This is a genomic window from Haloleucobacter ellipsoideus (assembly GCF_052491725.1).
Genome location: NZ_JBQWAR010000017.1, coordinates 264706 through 281193, shown reverse-complemented (window position 1 = coordinate 281193; position 16488 = coordinate 264706). Strand labels below are relative to the sequence as shown.

At 64.7% G+C, this 16488-nt stretch carries 24 protein-coding genes; 21 read left to right on the top strand and 3 right to left on the bottom strand.

Going from position 1 to position 16488, the window contains the following annotated elements; all coding sequences use genetic code 11:
- Positions 1-164: 164 nt before the first annotated feature.
- Positions 165-554 (bottom strand): YybH family protein, encoded by a 390-nt coding sequence (locus ACT6QG_RS06580; protein ID WP_444976763.1) that lies wholly within the window; start codon positions 552-554, stop codon positions 165-167.
- A 446-nt stretch (positions 555-1000) separates the two neighbouring features.
- Here ACT6QG_RS06580 and ACT6QG_RS06575 point away from each other — a divergent pair, with 446 nt between their 5' ends.
- Entirely contained in the window at positions 1001-1837 is an 837-nt protein-coding gene (locus ACT6QG_RS06575) for an ArdC family protein (RefSeq protein ID WP_444976762.1), read from the top strand.
- Positions 1838-1860: 23 nt separating this feature from the next.
- Here ACT6QG_RS06575 and ACT6QG_RS06570 read toward each other — a convergent pair whose 3' ends face one another.
- Both ACT6QG_RS06570 and ACT6QG_RS06565 read right to left on the bottom strand, forming a co-directional pair.
- On the bottom strand, positions 1861-2496 hold the full coding sequence (locus ACT6QG_RS06570; protein WP_167874360.1) for a methyltransferase family protein: 636 nt from the start codon (positions 2494-2496) through the stop codon (positions 1861-1863).
- Between the two features lie 50 nt (positions 2497-2546).
- Positions 2547-3290 carry a methyltransferase family protein gene (locus ACT6QG_RS06565; RefSeq protein WP_167874359.1) on the bottom strand — a complete coding sequence of 248 codons (744 nt, stop codon included), beginning with the start codon at positions 3288-3290 and terminating at the stop codon, positions 2547-2549.
- Between the two features lie 222 nt (positions 3291-3512).
- Between ACT6QG_RS06565 and ACT6QG_RS06560 the strand changes: the two genes are divergently transcribed.
- From ACT6QG_RS06560 to ACT6QG_RS06465, 20 genes are all read left to right on the top strand, one after another.
- On the top strand, positions 3513-4733 hold the full coding sequence (locus tag ACT6QG_RS06560) for a tyrosine-type recombinase/integrase (protein WP_444976761.1): 1221 nt from the start codon (positions 3513-3515) through the stop codon (positions 4731-4733).
- Positions 4730-5674, top strand: a complete 945-nt coding sequence (locus ACT6QG_RS06555) for a tyrosine-type recombinase/integrase (RefSeq protein ID WP_167874357.1) — start codon at positions 4730-4732, stop codon at positions 5672-5674. The genes ACT6QG_RS06560 and ACT6QG_RS06555 overlap by 4 nt, the downstream gene beginning before the upstream one ends.
- A gap of 262 nt (positions 5675-5936) precedes the next feature.
- Positions 5937-6563: a hypothetical protein gene (locus tag ACT6QG_RS06550; protein ID WP_444976760.1), complete on the top strand. Its 627-nt coding sequence runs from the start codon at positions 5937-5939 to the stop codon at positions 6561-6563.
- On the top strand, positions 6563-7123 hold the full coding sequence (locus ACT6QG_RS06545) for a hypothetical protein (RefSeq protein ID WP_444976759.1): 561 nt from the start codon (positions 6563-6565) through the stop codon (positions 7121-7123). The genes ACT6QG_RS06550 and ACT6QG_RS06545 overlap by 1 nt, the downstream gene beginning before the upstream one ends.
- Positions 7116-7520, top strand: coding sequence for a hypothetical protein (locus tag ACT6QG_RS06540; protein WP_444976758.1), 405 nt, complete (start codon positions 7116-7118; stop codon positions 7518-7520). The genes ACT6QG_RS06545 and ACT6QG_RS06540 overlap by 8 nt, the downstream gene beginning before the upstream one ends.
- A 74-nt stretch (positions 7521-7594) precedes the next feature.
- A complete protein-coding gene (locus ACT6QG_RS06535) occupies positions 7595-7936 on the top strand; it encodes a hypothetical protein (protein WP_444976757.1) in 342 nt (113 codons plus the stop codon).
- A gap of 144 nt (positions 7937-8080) precedes the next feature.
- Positions 8081-8638, top strand: a complete 558-nt coding sequence (locus ACT6QG_RS06530) for a hypothetical protein (protein WP_444976756.1) — start codon at positions 8081-8083, stop codon at positions 8636-8638.
- A gap of 173 nt (positions 8639-8811) precedes the next feature.
- Positions 8812-9216 (top strand): response regulator, encoded by a 405-nt coding sequence (locus ACT6QG_RS06525; RefSeq protein WP_444976755.1) that lies wholly within the window; start codon positions 8812-8814, stop codon positions 9214-9216.
- Between the two features lie 115 nt (positions 9217-9331).
- Positions 9332-11551, top strand: coding sequence for a ParB/RepB/Spo0J family partition protein (locus tag ACT6QG_RS06520; protein WP_444976754.1), 2220 nt, complete (start codon positions 9332-9334; stop codon positions 11549-11551).
- Positions 11552-11650: 99 nt separating this feature from the next.
- A complete protein-coding gene (locus tag ACT6QG_RS06515; protein WP_444976753.1) occupies positions 11651-12127 on the top strand; it encodes a UCP036055 family protein in 477 nt (158 codons plus the stop codon).
- A gap of 66 nt (positions 12128-12193) precedes the next feature.
- On the top strand, positions 12194-12463 hold the full coding sequence (locus tag ACT6QG_RS06510) for a DUF6117 family protein (protein WP_444976752.1): 270 nt from the start codon (positions 12194-12196) through the stop codon (positions 12461-12463).
- Positions 12460-12756: a hypothetical protein gene (locus ACT6QG_RS06505; protein ID WP_444976751.1), complete on the top strand. Its 297-nt coding sequence runs from the start codon at positions 12460-12462 to the stop codon at positions 12754-12756. Before ACT6QG_RS06510 ends, ACT6QG_RS06505 begins: the two co-directional genes overlap by 4 nt.
- A gap of 99 nt (positions 12757-12855) precedes the next feature.
- Positions 12856-13278, top strand: a complete 423-nt coding sequence (locus tag ACT6QG_RS06500) for an antirestriction protein (protein WP_444976750.1) — start codon at positions 12856-12858, stop codon at positions 13276-13278.
- A gap of 152 nt (positions 13279-13430) precedes the next feature.
- Positions 13431-13988 carry a hypothetical protein gene (locus ACT6QG_RS06495; protein WP_444976749.1) on the top strand — a complete coding sequence of 186 codons (558 nt, stop codon included), beginning with the start codon at positions 13431-13433 and terminating at the stop codon, positions 13986-13988.
- Positions 13989-14051: 63 nt separating this feature from the next.
- Entirely contained in the window at positions 14052-14453 is a 402-nt protein-coding gene (locus tag ACT6QG_RS06490; protein WP_444976748.1) for a hypothetical protein, read from the top strand.
- 9 nt (positions 14454-14462) lie between these two features.
- A complete protein-coding gene (locus ACT6QG_RS06485; RefSeq protein WP_444976747.1) occupies positions 14463-14657 on the top strand; it encodes a hypothetical protein in 195 nt (64 codons plus the stop codon).
- A gap of 74 nt (positions 14658-14731) precedes the next feature.
- Positions 14732-15169, top strand: coding sequence for a hypothetical protein (locus ACT6QG_RS06480; protein WP_444976746.1), 438 nt, complete (start codon positions 14732-14734; stop codon positions 15167-15169).
- Position 15170: 1 nt separating this feature from the next.
- Positions 15171-15362: a hypothetical protein gene (locus ACT6QG_RS06475; RefSeq protein ID WP_444976745.1), complete on the top strand. Its 192-nt coding sequence runs from the start codon at positions 15171-15173 to the stop codon at positions 15360-15362.
- A 68-nt stretch (positions 15363-15430) separates the two neighbouring features.
- Positions 15431-15847, top strand: a complete 417-nt coding sequence (locus ACT6QG_RS06470; RefSeq protein ID WP_444976744.1) for a hypothetical protein — start codon at positions 15431-15433, stop codon at positions 15845-15847.
- The gene (locus tag ACT6QG_RS06465; RefSeq protein ID WP_444976743.1) at positions 15840-16484 is read left to right on the top strand and encodes a DUF8835 domain-containing pootine; all 645 of its coding nucleotides are present in this window, start codon (positions 15840-15842) and stop codon (positions 16482-16484) included. The genes ACT6QG_RS06470 and ACT6QG_RS06465 overlap by 8 nt, the downstream gene beginning before the upstream one ends.
- Positions 16485-16488 lie beyond the last annotated feature (4 nt).

Below are 16488 nucleotides of genomic sequence, written 5' to 3'. Positions count from 1 at the left end.
TGGTCGGCACTTCGTTGCCGACGCACCCCCTTCTGCGGGGGAACCCCCCGCAACGCCCCCTTTGAGAAGATACCGGACAGCAATATTCTAAGGCGCGGGCGTGTCCGGGGAATCACAAGCCGGCAAGCCGAGGCTGAGTTGCTTGCCTAGAGTTGTCGCAGGTTTCAGGATTTTTGCGACAGTGTCAGGAGATTGGCGTCGCGTGCAAGCCGCCACTTGCCATCGGATTCTTTGCGCAAAAGTGTGAGCGTGTATCCTGATCGACGGATGGGAGCGCCGGCGGACGGGGTAGCGGTCATCTCGATACGATTGCGAGTAAACGCCCAGTTCCCGAGAATCTGTAGTTCGATGATTTCGTTTGTGCCTTCTACCCTGGTGTCGCCCATGCTTTCGGACGCCGCAGCGAAAGCCTCTTTTCCAAACGGCTCCTGTCCCGGCACCATGAAGACCACATCGTCGGTCATCAATGAAAGGACGGTTGCAAGATCGCCCACTTTGCTCGCTGCCATCCAAGTTTCAACGACTTGTCGGATCGCCTTTCCGTCATCGGTCATCTTGTGAATTCCTCCACGGCTCAATTCCTCTTACGGTATACTATTACGCCGATGCTGGCACCGGCACTGTGATGCTGCAATGCTGCTCCGTCCGGTCTGTCTCGCCGCCTCTGTCGCAAAAATCCTAAAATCTGAAACAGATCGGACGCCCCTGAAAATCAGGGATTTTCGTGTCGCACGTCTTTGTCGCAAGCGGCGGCAGTTCCGCTACATGATTTACGACAGGGACGTCGTGGGCGAAGGATCGGCTTCGTTCCACCCGCATGGCTGTATAATACGTAGATTACGAGAAAGCCTTCTCCCTTGCCGGCACTGCGTTGCCCGCGCACCCGCTTCTGCGGGGAGACCCTGCAATGTCCCGTTTAGAGTAAGAGTGCGGATGGGGTTTGCCGTGACGGGTTGAAAGCCGGAGGAGAGTCCGACGGCGCCCGTCGCGGAGAACCGCGATGTCCAGACACGACCGCATGCCACGTCCGGCCAGGGACCGGGCCAATCTCTACGACGACATCACCGGCAAGATCATCGCCGATCTCGAGGCGGGCCGCTTCCCATGGGTCCAGCCCTGGGGAACGCCGGCGGCCGGCGCGCCGCTCGCCATGCCGCAGAACGCCGCCACCGGCCGGCGCTATTCGGGGATCAATGTCCTGATCCTCTGGGGCGCCGTCATCGAGCGCGGCTTTCCGGGCCAGAGCTGGCTCACCTTCCGCCAGGCGCTGTCGCTCGGCGGCAACGTGATAAAAGGCGAGCGCGGCACCACCGTCGTCTATGCCGACCGCTTCACGCCCGAGGATGAGAAGCGCCGTGCCCGCGAGAGCGGCGAGGAACCGGGGAAAATCCCCTTCCTGAAGCGGTTCACCGTCTTCAACGCGGCCCAATGCGAGGGACTGCCCGAGCAGATCGCCGCCGTAGGGCCGCCGCCCCCTCCCGGCCTGATCGAGCCGACGGTCGAGGCGCTGATCCGGGCGACCGGCATCGACTTCCGCATCGGCGGCAACCGCGCATTCTACATCCCGGCGCAGGATTACGTGATGGTGCCGCCGCCGCACGCCTTCCACGAGCCGATCAACTGGCATCGGACGGCCCTGCACGAGATGGGCCATTATGCCGTAAGTTGGATTATGCCGCATGGCCGACCCAAGAGACTGTTGTGCCTGGGTCCGGCCCATGCGGCAGTTCGGCATAAATCAGAGAGTTTCGAGGAACGCGAACCGGCAGAATTCACGAGACATCGGGATCGTAGTTGTAGGCTCAAACCGCACCAGTTGAGGCGGCACAGCGCGTAAGGCCGTCGTAGCTATCCACAAGCTCAATAGAGCCAAAGCGCTGTCGGCAGATTGCCCGACACTTGGAGATATTCGAGCCCTTCGATGAGCGGATAGATCGCCAGAAAGAACAGGCAATCGACGAAGGTGCGGCGCAAGGTAGCGGGTGAGAAGGTCGGCTCGATCTGGTCTCGATAAAGAGACAGCTTTGGCCAGATCATGGGGGTACGCACGGCGTAAGAACGATAGGCGGCGCCGAACACCGAATGGAGGTAAGTCGCCTCCTTGCTGGCGGTGTGAGCAAGGATCGCATAGCTCAGCGTACCGAGCACCAGAGCGATGATGATCGATCCGAAAACGAGGCCAATGCCGATCGCACCGATTGTCGAGAATAGATACAGCGGGTTCCTTGTGATCGAATAGGGGCCACTGGTAACGAGCTCCGCGTTCTTACGTGACCCGATGTAAAGTATGCTCCAGAGGCGGCCAAACACGGCGACGAGGATGAGCGCCACACCAATGGTCTCGACGAATTCGTGGGCCATCGAGGTTTCGACAATTGCCGGCCGCGAAAAAACGACGAGCAGCAGGCAGGCTGCAGCGCCCGATTGTAGCATCCAGATTCTTCGCCGTTGATTAGCTGGGCGGATCTCGTGGTCGTGGTGGGATGCCTGTGTCATCTGCCGATTGCTCGTTTCGTAGTTAGTTACTGGGTCATTCGTGCTCGACGCTAGCGGCCCTGCACGTCGAGGAAAGTGGTGTGCTTCTTCATGTAGCGCAGTCCGAGATAGATGATGCCGCCACCGATGAATGTCGCGATCCAGACGGGATCGTAGAGAATGTGGCCCTGGAAAAGGATGTCGCCGAATGCCTCGATGGCGACGAAAGCGGCAATGATGGCGAAAAAACCCGAATATTCCCGCCGCAGCACGTTCCGGATTGAAAACGATAGCTCCGGCTGCCGCCAGCCGGTCAGTCGCGGAAAAAAGGCGGGCACGCGGTCCGCCCAGACTTGGTACTCATCGCCGAACTTATCGGCAAGAAAAGCCTCTTCGGTTGCGATGATGCGTTCCAAGTAGATCACCAGGAACAACGCCATGATGATGACGAAGTAGATGCCTTGGGTGAAGAGCGCGATTGCCATGTAAATGACGGCGTTGCCGAAATAGAGCGGATTCCGCGTAAGGGAGTACATGCCCGTCGTGTTAAGCGTGTCTGCTACCTGTTCCCTTGTATTGCGACCGGAGGTTCCCCTGGGGGCATAGGCGACGGTTACTGCCCGGATCGCCAAGCCGGCGAAGGCCAGTGCCACGCATATCCCTTCGTAGATGAAGTCCGGCCATTCGCCAAAGTAGAATTCGACCGGTTCGCCGCGACGTAGGGTCATGAAAGCTATAGGAACGGTTGCCAGCAGCACGTAGCTGCGCCAGCGAAAGAGCCAGTGCCCCTGACGGACAATTGTGTCTCTGATCAACTCGAAGCTCCCCAATGCGGATAATAACTGCAAGCGCCTCAGTTGTGGCAATTTTGCGGCAAATCCGTTGGCGCTGAAGTACCTTACATCGAAGTGGCAGCGAGGCCGGACGAGCGTAAACGCGGATAGAGCCCAAGATAGGGTTGGAACCTGCCGCAAGACTGGTCAAAAGTTATGGCTTTGGCGTGAAGGTTGTTGCTCCAACAACATGGAGCACAAGCAATGGAATCGTCCGACCAGCCTACTTGCGTCGATCCGTACATCGCATCGTTCGAAGAAAGTCTTTCAGCCAGGAATTACAAACCAGCCACGCTGAACAACTATCGTTGCCTGCTTCGGCGGTTCGGCCGCTTGCTCGACGCCGAGGGAGTTGCGCCGTCGGCGTTGACGCCAGACCTTGCCGTCGAAGTGGGGCAGCGGTTGCCGGCCACGCCAAAGAGCCAGGTGAAGATCCCCAATCTTGCGAGGCTGTTCGTCACGCACCTGATTGAAATAGGCGTTGCGACACGACCGCCACTAACACCTGCGCAAGCTGAACGCGCCGATCTGCTGGGTGACTTCGAAACCTATCTCGTCCGGCAGCGAGGTCTCAGCCCACGCACGATCTATCATGTGCTCCGGTTCGCGGACCGCTTCCTCGATCATCGCTTCGGCGAGAACCGGCTCGATCTGCCAGCGCTGAATGCTCAGGATATCGCAGCGTTCATGGAGTACCTTGTGACGCGCAAGCGTCCGTTCCGCGACAAGACACCGGCCACGCATCTGCGCAGCTTCTTCCAGTATCTGTTCGCTCAGGGCCTCACGACGACCAACCTGTCGCTCTGCGTCCCTCGGGCGCACAAGCCCTGGGGCGCGAGGCTCCCCCGATACCTGTCGCCTGATGAGGTCGAGGCCGTGGTGGCCTCGGTGCGCCACAATCCGCGGCGCGGGGCCCGGGACTACGCCATGTTGCTGTTGATGGCCCGTCTCGGCCTGCGTGCACCGGAGATCATCGCGATCCAGTTAGATGATATAGACTGGCGCGCCGGCGAACTGATGGTTCGTGGGAAAGGCCAGCAACATGATCGTCTACCTATCCCGCCGGACGTCGGCGAAGCGATCAGCGAATATCTGCGCGAGGATCGCTCCTCCGCAACCACGCGCGCGCTGTTCGTGACGCATCGAGCGCCCAATCGCCCGTTCAAGGACAGCCAAGTCATCAACGCCATATTGAAGGAGGCATTCGCGGCGACGGGTGTGAAGCCGCCAACCCCCTACGTCGGATCGCATGTTCTGCGGCACAGCCTGGCAACGAACATGGTTCGCGCTGGTGCCTCGCTGGAAGAGATCGGCGATCTGCTGCGACATCGGTCGCGGGCGACGACGATGATCTACGCAAAGCTCGACACGGACGGTCTGCGTTCCATTGCCCAGCCCTGGCCGGTCGCGGAGGTGGCACGATGAGCTTCCTCACCGAAATGGAACGATACCTCACCATCAGGCGGCAGCTCGGCGCCGACCTGAGCACCGATGAACGGATATTGCGCCGCTTCGTCACGTTTGCCGACCGAGATAGAGCGCAGCACATCAGCACAAGCCTTGTCATGCGTTGGCTCGAAAGCCTGCCTCTCGCCAGCGCCGGAACCAGGGCGACGCGCTTCAGGGTCGCCCGCCAGTTTGCCGAATGGTTGCACGGTCTGGACCCCAGGCATGAGGCACCTCCGCGGGGAATGGTGCCGGGCCGTGTTCAGCGTTCTCACCCCTATATCTACAGCGATGCCGAAATCGTTACGATCATCGAGCATGCGCGAATGCTGCCTTCCGTCTATGGCCTTCGCGGCCTGACCTGTTCGACGCTGTTCGGCCTGATCGCTGTGACCGGGCTTCGGATCAGCGAAGCTCTTGCTCTTGACCTTGCCGACCTTGATGTTGAACCCGGCGTGCTTCGCATCCGGCAGGGCAAGCTCGGCAAGGAACGGCTGCTGCCGCTGGACCCGAGTGTTGTGCATCGGCTGCAAAGCTACGGTCGCGAGCGGGATCGACTGCTTGGCCGCCGACCAGAGGCATTCTTCGTGACCTGTGAGGGGCGACGCTTTGGCGATTGCAGTGCACGCTACAACTTCGCGCATGTCTGCCAGCAGATCGGATTGCGAGAACCGCAGCTCTATCTCCGGCACGGTCGTGGACCGCGTATCCACGATCTTCGCCACACCTTCGCGGTGCGCACCATGCTGAGTTGGTACCGATCGGGCAAGGACGTCGGCCGCGAAATGATCAAGCTCACGACATGGCTCGGTCATGCGAACCCCGCTCACACATACTGGTATCTGGAAGCAGTCCCGGAGCTGCTGGAACTGGCTTCTGCCCGAATAACCGGCTCAGCGGCGGAGGTGGAAGTCCGATGAAGACGAGCAACTTCTCCGCCCTGATCCAGCGCTTCTTCACCGATCGGCTCTGCACCCAGATGGAGGCAAGCCGTCATACCATCGCCGGTTATCGCGACACGTTCCGGCTGCTGATCCAGTACGCGAGCGCGCGCTATGGAAACCCTACAAGGACACGTCGCGCAAGCGCGCGGCGTTCCACCGCAAGCAGCGCCTCGAACGCGAGGCGCTGCCCCTCTTCGCCGACCAGATCGCCGACGGCCAGCATGACGTCGACGCGGAAATGGCCCGTCGCGCCGTCTGGTGGGACGAGGCCGAGCGCGAACGGCGCCGGATGCGGGCGGCCACCTGGCGCAAGGCCCGCGCGCGCCTCTTCGCGCTGCCCGACGCGCTCAGGCGCACCGTGCGCGAGATCTGGCGGACCTGCCCCTATCCGGCCGATCCGGGCTATTTCGCCGACCTCCTGCACCAGATCGACGTCGGCCGCGTCGATCCGCACCGGCCACCCTGGAAATTCCACCCGGAACTGAAGGCGCGGATCACGCCGGACCCGTCCAGCTTCGATGCGGCTTTCCGCCAGATCGGCCACCGCAAGGTCGGCGGCGGGCCGAAGACCACCGAGGCCGACGAGTTGCTGTTCTGCGGCAATCTCGGCGCCGGCATCCTCTTCCTGCGCTCGCGCGTCCGTCTCATCGAGCGGCACGAGAGCTTCTACACCTCGTCCAACCACCGCCTGCGCGACTCCAAGGTCGGCAGCGGTGGTCATTTCGTGGAGATCGAGGTGACGGGCGATTGCCCGGACGCCGATCTCGCCACGATCCAGCGTATCGCCCAGGCGGCCGACACGCGGCCCGTCGTGGTCCGCCGCGCGGTGCGGCCAGGCCGGGCAAATATCGGGAGGGCGGTGTGATGGTTCCGCATCCCCATCCCCGGCGCCTGCTCATCCTCGCCTGCTCGGCGACTAAGCGCGACGGCGAAACCTACATGCCGGCGATCGAACGCTATGACGGTCCCTTGTGGCGCACGCTGCGCGCCACCGATCCCGACAACCGGCTTGCGCGGGTCGCCTTCCTGTCGGCCCGTCTCGGCTTTCGCGCCGCCGATGCACCGATCAAGACCTACGACGCGCGCATGACCCCGGAACTTGCGGAGCGCATGAAGGCCGGCGGTCTCGGCACCCGCTGGCCGCGCCCGGCGACCCGACGGAACGTCATGCCGGAAGGTGAGCATCCCGGCATGCACATCGCCCCGCTTTGTGATTGGCGCAGGCAGCCTTTCGTGGATGTCGCCCTGGTCGGCGGCCAGTTCTACATCGACGTGATGCGGCATTTCGTCGGTCTGTTCCGCCAAGGCGGATATGTCGCCGCCGAGGCCACGATCACCGAGATCAACGGCCCTATCGGCCGCATGCGTCAGGAACTTCGACGCTGGCTGCTGGCGGCCTCGGCCGGGGAGGTTCGCCATGACTGACCGCCGGCCTCCGTCCGGGCACAATGGCGGGCCGCCGCTCGACGATCCCGCGCCCGACCGGCCGGGCCGATGCCGCGACTGCCGCCATTGGCAGCCGCCGCCGGAGAACCTCGAACGCGACTACGAAGCGTTCCGGCTCGGCCTTTCGCGTCGCCGCGTCAAGCGGCCGGCGGGCTTCTGCGACCGTGTGCTGCTCGACCATGCCAAGATTCCCGCCTTCTCGGCGACGGCGGGGAATTTCAGTTGCCGCAACTTCGAGCCCGCGCCGCCGAAGCCGCCGCCAAAGGGGGGTGGCTTCGTCACCATCTGGAGCGGCAACCGCATCCTCTGGAAAGGCCCCGAGGACGAGATACCGCCGCGGTTCCGGGGCGACGATCCCGATCCCGACGCCTCCTGACGGCCTTCCCCGCCCGCTCGCCTCAAATGCCGCCGGCCATGTCGCGCCGGCGGCCCATCACGATGGAGATTACCATGATGACCCGCGACGCGCTGCGCGCCGCCCTGGCGCGCATGGAAGACGCGCTTGCCGAGACCCGGCGCAACATCGCCGGCGTGGAACGCCGGATGCGCGACCACGCCGAGGGCGAGACGATTCGCAGGCGCCCGAAAGCGCGACACTATCATCGCCGGATGAGCCGATGGACCGGCGCGGACGAGGCCGAATACCAGCGCATCCTCGAAATCCTGGCCGGCGTCACCTTCGCCGAGCTGGCGCGGCTCGACGCCAAGGCAGCGCGGCAGGACCGCGCCATCGAGGCGCTGCGCCGCAAATACGGCGTCAATGAACCTCGGCCGCGCTTCGTGCCGGATTGAATGTCGTTTTCAGGCTGCCCCGGAAGAAAATCCGGGCGAGCGCCCGCAGCCGGTCCACGATCGGGATTCTCGGCTATAGAATGGGCGTCCTCGCTCGAAATCCGCCGCCCCGGCGCGTTGGACGAACTGGAAAGGTCCTCGAACATGCCTGCCCTCGATCACACCCTTGAAACCGCCCGCACGATCGAGGACCACGCGATCCGCTGCGACCGCGAGCCACTGAGCAAAACCCACAATCTGGAGATGCTCCTCCTCGACCTGATCGCCTATGCGCATAAGGAAGGCATCGACTTCGACGAGGTGCTCGACGACGCCCGCACCGTCGCCTATGTCCACATCCCCCGACCCATCCGGGCGCCTGCGGGACGCCATACCGCGCGACAGCCATGGCCGAAATTCGAGGGCGGCCGCACCCTCGAACACTATGTGCAGGACAGGCTGCGATCCGGCCAAAGATACCCCTTCGACACATTCGATTCCGAAGTCGAAGGCGAAGACGGCGCGCTGCCGGAGCCGGGCGATTGGGCCTTGCGCGCGGCGCGCGGCATCATCGCCGACTTCGACGACCGCGGCGCCGAGATGAACGAGGCTTTCCACCCCGAGAAAGTCGCCGAGGAAGATCGCATCGAAATCGTCGACGTCATGGCCGCGATCATGCGTGAGGCGCTCCGACAGGAAGAGGAGGACGCCCCCACGCCGTGAACGATGCCGCTGGTCCTTCGCTGCGCTTCGCCGGAAATCCGGCCTTGTCACGCACGGAATGTCGTTTTTCGGAACCTTCGGCGGTTTTGACGGTTGCGGTTTTCAGCGCAGGAACGACTATAATAGTCGTCGGCGCACATGACCGGAGGTGAAAACAGCCAGGGGGGCTCGCATTGGAAACGGCACCGGACCAACCACAGACCATCCTCGTCGTCGAAGACGACATCCTCATCCGTATCGACATAGCGGACTTCCTGCGCGACTGCGGCTGGCATGTCGCGGAAGCCGGCACGGCCGCCGAGGCGGTTGCCCTGCTCGAATCCGGCGCACCCGTCGATCTCGTCTTTTCCGACATCCAGATGCCCGGACCGATGGACGGCTTCGGCCTCGCGGCCTGGCTGCGCAAGCACCGGCCCGGCATCCGCGTCATCCTCACCTCTGGCGTCATCCAGAAGACCGAAGCCGCCGCGTCGCTCTGCGATGAAGGGCCGATCGGCAAGCCCTACGATCATCAGCGCCTTGCCGAGCGCATCCGCCACCATCTCGGCGCGGCCGCTGGCGGGCCGGCGGGCGCGTAAGCCGGCAGGCGTCGGCGTAGGCGGCGCCGTCCAGAGAAAGAGAGGGGGATGGGATTTTCGTGACGGGTTGATGGTCGAGAGAGTGGCTCTCGGCGCCCGTCGCGGAGAAACCACCATGGCCCGAGCTGCCAAGAAGAAGCCCGTCCTCGAATTGATCGAGTTTTCGCGGGCGCGCGATATTCCCTTCAACCGCATCCATCTGTCGAATGACAATGTGCGCGAGGTCGACGCCGATTTCGGTCTCGATGAGCTTGAGTTCGACGTCGAGCGACGCGAGGATCTGATCCTGGGCATCAATGTCCGCGCGATCCTCGACGCCGACGGCAACGAGACCGGCGATTTCGAGACCCCCGCCGGCGGACGGCGCTATCGCGTCATCGCCCGCCTGGTGGCGAAGGGCCGCTTCCCCGCGGACGGCCTTGTTCCCTGCATCGTCAAGAAGGCCAACGCCAAGACTTCGGCGGTGGACGATTCGCTGGCCGAAAACACGTTCCGGCAGGCGCTGCATCCACTCGACCAGTTCCGCGCCTTCAAGCGGATGGTCGACGGCGGCATGAAGATCGAGGAGGTCGCCAGCGCCTACTTCACCACCGATCGCTATGTCGAGCAGCGCCTGGTGCTCGCCAAGGTCTCGCCCAGGCTGCACGAGGTCTATGCCGCCAACGGCATGACGCTCAAGATGCTGGAGGCGTTCACGGCGCATCCCGATCACGAGCGCCAGGAGCAGGTCTGGGAGGCCGTCAAGCAGACGCACCGCGACGAGCCCTGGCAGATCCGGGACATGCTCACCGAGACCACCGTGCCGTCGTCGGACAAGCGCGCGCGCTTCGTCGGCCTCGATGCCTATCTCGCGGCGGGCGGGCCGGTCCTGCCGCGCTACCTCTTCGACGATGACGAGGACGGTTGGCTGGAGGACGTGAAGCTCCTCGACCGGATGGTCGCCGAGAAGCTGAAGGCCGCCGCCGACGCGATTGCCGCCGAGGGCTGGAAGTGGGTCGCCGCCGATCTCGAACTTCCCTATGGCTACGACCATGACCTGCGCGGCATCGTCGGCACCTTCGCCGAACTGAGTGCGAAGGAACGCCGCCAGCGCGAGAAGCTGCGCGACGAGCAGGAGCGTCTCGAAGCCGAATATGCCGGCCATGAGGAGCTTCCCGACCACATCGACCGACGCCTTGGCGAGATCGAAAAGCAGCTCGATGCCTTCGAGCGCCGCCCGGTCGTCTTCGACCCGGCCGAGATCGCCATCGCCGGCGCCTTCGTCACCGTCGATGAGGACGGCGAGCTTGTCGTCGATCGCGGCTGGGTTCGTCCCGAGGACGAGCCGGTCGAGGCCGTCGAAGCCGGTGACGCGCCGGAGGCCGAGGCCGATGCCAATGACGAGGCGGACACCGAGGCGGAGCCGGAGGCGCAGCGCACGGTCATCACCGTCGGCGGCGAGGCCGACGAGCCCGAGGAAGACGAGAAGGCGGTCAAGCCCCTGCCCGAGCGGCTGGTGATCGAGCTGAGCGCGCATCGCACCATCGCGCTGCGCCACGCCGTCGGCGACAATCCGCGCATCGCCATGACGGCGCTGCTGCACAAGCTGGTCCACGACGCCTTCAAGCGGCAGACGCATGGGGCCGGCCTTCACGTCTCCGTCCGCGAAATATACTGCGGTGAGCAGGGCGTCGATCTCAAGAACGCTCCCTACGCCAAGGCGGTGAACGAGCGGCACGAGAACTGGAAGGCCAGACTGCCGGCCGACGGCGATGAGCTCTGGGACTGGCTCGAGGCGCTCGACGACGACGGCCGCATGGCGCTGCTCGCCCATTGCGTCGCCTTCGGCGTCAACGCGCTCTATGAGCGGCCCAACCCGCTGAGTGCCTCGGGGATCTCCGAAGCGGGCCTTCAGCGCCGCTTGTCGGAAGCCGACCGGCTGGCCATCGTCACCGGGCTCGACATGGCCGAAGCCGGCTTCCGGCCGACCGTGGCGAACTATTTCGGCCGGGTGACGAAGCAGCGCATCCTCGAAGCCGTTGCCGAGGCGTGCGGCGCGAACACCGCCAACCTCTTCGAGCTTCAGAAGAAGGACAAGCTGGGGCTGGCGGCCGCGGCCGAGGAGCGGCTGGCCAATACCGGCTGGCTGCCGGAACCGCTGCGCCTCATCGTCGAGGAGCCGGCGATCGAGCCCGCCGCTGACGCCGGCGAGGCTGACGTCGAGCTGCCCGACTTCCTCGCGGGCGAGGAGGAGACCGACGCGGAATCGGTCATCCCGGCGTTCCTCAAGCGCCGCGACACGGAGGTCGCCGCCGAGCCCGATGCGGACCCCGCGCCGCTCGTCGCCGCCGAATAGCGCGCACCAGCGGGGCGGCTTCGCACGCCCCGCTTCTTTCCCATCCATCGCACGGCCCGGCATCCCGCCGGGCCGTTTCCGTTTCAGGAGACACCTTCCATGTCCGCATCGCTTATCTTCGACATCGCGCCGCTCGGCTCGCTCGTCGCCTATTCGGACGGCACGCCCCGGCCGCCAGCCCGCTTCACCAAGAAGCTCGCCGCCTGGGAGCGCCGCAACGGTCTCGGCCGCCTCGTGCGCAAGGAGCCGGGCCGCGAGCGTCCGACCTATTCGTCTCCGCCCTGCTTCACGCTGCACGAAGGCGACTTCAGCTCGGGCGGCATCGTCCTCGTCACGGTGCCGCGAACCTACGGGATCGACAGCGATCTGCGCTTCCGCGTGGTCGAACGCCCCAGGGTCGGCCAGGTCCGCGTGGTCCAACAGGTCGGCGAAAATGTCGAACTGCTGCATCTCGCCGACAGCCGCGAGGCCGCGGAACTCTGGCTCGCCAAATCGGAACACAGCCGCGCGCGGCTGGAGGAGGTCACGGCCGACGAGGTGGGCGCGGATGCCGTCGAGGGCCGCGCCGCCGCCTGACATTATTTTCCGACCCACCCGGCCCGCCGTCAGCACGGCGAGCCTTTTCGTCTTGAGGAGATCATCATGGCCATTCCCGACCATGCCCGCACCAATTTCAATACGCTGCTGCGCGCCGCAGGCGACGGCAATCTCGCCCTCATGGAGTGCCTGGATGCCGTCACCGGCGAGCATCGCTACGTGCTTTGCGCGGTCGGCCGCGCCGATAACGGCGATGTCGTCATGACACCGTTCGGCCACCTTGCCGACGGCAACCCCTACGACGCCTATCTGCCGCCCGATCCGAACGATCCGAAAGGCCTTCTCCCGAAACCCGATGCGGAGGTGTCGCCATGATTACGGTCGATGAACTCTTCGCCGACGACCGCCGCAACCCTCCCCCGGAGCGATCGCTTCCTTGGCAGGAAACGCGCGGCGGCGTCACCGTCGTCGTGGAGCCGAAACCGCATTGGGCCGAGGATATGACGGCGTTCCGGCTGACCGATCGCGCCTACTGCTACTACGCCGACTGGACCCTGAACGGTCCCCGAGCGCGCTTCTTCCGCCACCCCGAAACGTCCGGCGAGGCCGTGATGGCGAAGGCGCGCGCCATGATCGCGCGTGAGATCGTCGGACGCTGGAGGACCTGATGAAGAGAAAGAGGCCGGGCGGGCGGGGACAGGTTCGGGCGGACATAGAGAGAGCGCCGTCCGGCCTTGTCCCCCTAATCTCTCTGGAGACCAAACGCCATGACGATCGAACTCACCACGCGCCGCCCGGCCACCATCGTTCCCGAAAGCCGCCGCGAGAAGTTCCTGCCGGTCCTGTTCGGCTTCCCGATGATGATCCTGGCCGAAAGCGCCGTCTATGCCTTCATGTCGCGCCTCAGCCCGCGTGACTATGGTGGCGGCTTCTGGAATTTCTACGAGCACCACGGAAAGCCGCTGTTCCTCGCGCCCGCCACGGATCGGCGCTTCCGCATCGAAAGCGACATCACGGAATTTCGCGGCGAGGTGTCGGCCGAAGCGGCCGGCATCATCGCCACGCTCTTCACCTTCTCGCACCTGTCCTTCAAATTCGAGTCCGAACGCCTGTCGGACGGCTACGAGCTGCTGTTTCGCTATTGCGACGGACACCCCGAAGCCTCGGCGATCTTCGCGGCCATCGACTGACCGAAACGAGCGCCCTGCCGCACCGCAGGGCGCTTTTTCCATGCTCGCATGGCCGCCGTTGCCGGCGGCGAGAGGGAGAGAAAGGCCGGTTTGGCCGTGACGGGTAGGAAGGCGGGAGAGAGCTTCCGCCGCCCGTCGCGGAGGCTTTCCCGATGAACCATGACCATCACACCACCTTCAGAAAGATCGGCGATGTCCTCGTCCGGCAGGTCATGCCGGCATTGCATCACGCCGCGAGGTTTCCGCTGCGCGTGAGCTATATCGGCGTGGCCAGCTTCGACGGCTGCGACGAGGCCGACGGCTTCGAGCGCGTCGTCGACATCGGCCTGTTCCCCTCGCCGGAGGAGGCCATGTGCGTCGCCAGCCAGCGCGTCGCGCGCGGCGACATATGCGTCGGCACGGACGCGACGCTGCGCTTCCAACCCCGGTTCGCCACCATCCTCGACCGCGAACACAGCCTGGTTCTCGCCGGCGCGATCCGGGCCGGGATCATCCTCTGGCAACAGCCGGTCGGCTCGAACGCCGAGGCACGCCAGATCGTTGCCGACGCCAGCCGCCTGCGCGGCCGCGCCTTCGCCGCTGAAGACCGCGGCGAGCGTATCTCGGCCCGCGAGTTTCGCTTTTGCGCCGCAATGCTCGAGGCCCGGCTGGTCGATCCCGCCTGGCGCGAGACGGCCGCCGACCTGCTGCGGCTGCCGCAAGCCGCCTGATCTTCATCCCTGTTTCCATCCTTTCCCCGGCCGATAGCCGGTCATTCACCAATGGAGTTTCCCATGCCCAAATTCGTCGTCAGCAAAGGCCACGACGCATTCGCCTATTACGAAACCGTCATCGAGGCCGACACGCCCGACGAGGCGAGAAGCCTCGCGCGGAGCGTCCACTACGATGGCGAATGGCTCGCCACCGGCTACGTGCAGGAGTTCGACGACTACGAGATCGACGAGCATAGCGGCGTTCGCCCGCTCGAAGATGGCGAAATCGTCGAGGCGTTCGTGAGCCTCGCCGTCACCGCCGAGGAACGCGATGCGGCCCTGGCGGGCCTTCGGCTCCTACAGCTCGCCCTCGCACGCGCCGACATGGACCCGGCGCTCAGGAGCATCCTCACCAATGACGGCGCGCATGCCGGCCTTGACCTCGCCAGGATCGACGCCTTGTGCGAACGCATCAACGTCTAGGTGGTCGCCATGTATGCCACCTATCTCCGGCTCGGCGTCCCGGTCTGGGACGGCGAGCGCGCTGTCATCCGCGCCGCTCGCGGAAGGCTCGCACGATCCGCTCTGCGCGACCCCGCCTGGCGGGACGCGCGCAAGCGGTTCTACCGCGAGATGCTCAGCCACCACGCCGATGCCCAGCGGCTGGTGGCGCAGTTCCGCCTCTGACGCCAGCCGCGTCTCCATCCACATCCCTTCCTAGCCCGGCCTCGCGCCGGGCTTTCTCGTTTCAGGAGGCTCCCATGAGCCATTACACCATAGAGACCGCCTATCATCTGCCATGCTACCGGCATCGCACCTATCACGCGAACACCGTCGCAGATGCCTGCCGCCAGGCCGTCGAGGACAAGGACTGGTCCGGCAGCAAGCTCGACCGCGAGTGCATCGGCGAGACCTTCGTTTCGGGCATCTGGCGCGGAGCCGGGGCAGCCTATGCTTCCACCCCGATCCCGGTTCCCTCGCATTTCGAGGAATCCATCCAACGCAGAGCGCGGCAGTTCGAGATCCTGCATGGCCTTCTCAAGATGCTCCTCGCCGATGTCCGGGCCGGCCAGCCGTCCTCCGACGAGTGGATCGAGCGCGCCGCCTCGGCCGTGGCGCGCGGCGAGGCGATCATGGCCGATGCCCGCGATCCGGGCGAGTCTGCGGAGCACGGCTCTCCATCGAGGGAACGGACATGATGTGCTCATCCATGCCGATCTCGCCATCACGGTGCTCGACACCGAGCGCACGGTTCTGCGCGCCGCCGTGAAGCGCGCGCCAGCCTGGATTCGGCGCGACCCACGCCGCCGACCCGCTCGCCGGAGCTTCTTCCGCGAAATGCTGCGCTGCCACGCACGGGCGCAGCGCGGGGCCAGCCCGACCCTGCACTGACCAGATTCCGCCTTCCCCCAAATCCGCCCCGGCCATTGCGCCGGGGTTTCTCGTTTCAGGAGCCCGACATGGCCAATTACTACACCCATTTCTCATGCCTGCTCGACGTCGGCAAGGCGGACAATGCCGCTCGCGCACTCGATCTCTACAACACGCTGTCCGCTGAGAATGCCGCCGAAGATCCGCCCTCGGAAGACTTCGCGCTGTCGATCCAGCCCGAGCATGGCGGCACCAAGCTCTGGATACGCGATGATGTCACCGGCGATCCAGAGCATGTCATCCAGTTCGTCAAGCGTTGCGCTGCCGCCTTCGGCCTCACGGGCAGATGGGGCTTCCAATACGCCTACACATGCTCGCGGCCGCACCCCGACGCCTTTGGCGGTGGCGCGCATGTGCTCGATCTCGCCACCGGCGAGACCGTGGCCTGGACCTATACCGGCGGCTGGCTGGCCGACGTGCTGGCCGGAGGCGATCCCGATGCCTGAGATCATCGAAACCGCCGTCTATCGCTTCGACGAACTTTCCGATCACGCGCGAGACAAGGCCCGCGCTTGGTATCGGGAGGGCGGACTGGACTATGACTGGCACGAGTTCGTCTTCGAGGATTTCCAGCAGATCGCGGAAATCCTCGGCATCCGCTTCAAGACCCGCACCGTCCGCCTGATGGGCGGCGGGACCCGCCAGCAGCCGTGCATCTGGTTCAGCGGGTTCTGGTCACAAGGCGACGGCGCGTGTTTCGAGGGCCGATACGCATATCGGAAATCCGCATCCGCCGCCATTCGCGCCCACGCCCCGCGCGATGCCGAGCTGCATCGTATCGCCGACGGGCTCAAGGCCATCCAGCGCCGCAATTTCTACCAGCTCTATGCCGACATCGACCATCGTGGACATTATTATCACGACGGCTGCATGGAGATCGTCGTGAGACGCGATAGCCCATCCTGGCAGGACATGACCGACGATGCCGAGGAGGCCGTCACCGAGGCGCTGCGCGACCTCGCCCGCTGGCTCTATCGCCAGCTTGAACGGGAATACGAGTTCTTGACCTCGGACGAGTCGGTCGATGAAGTGATCCGCGCCAACCTCTACACTTTCACCGCGTCGGGCGAACGCTTCGGCTGACCCC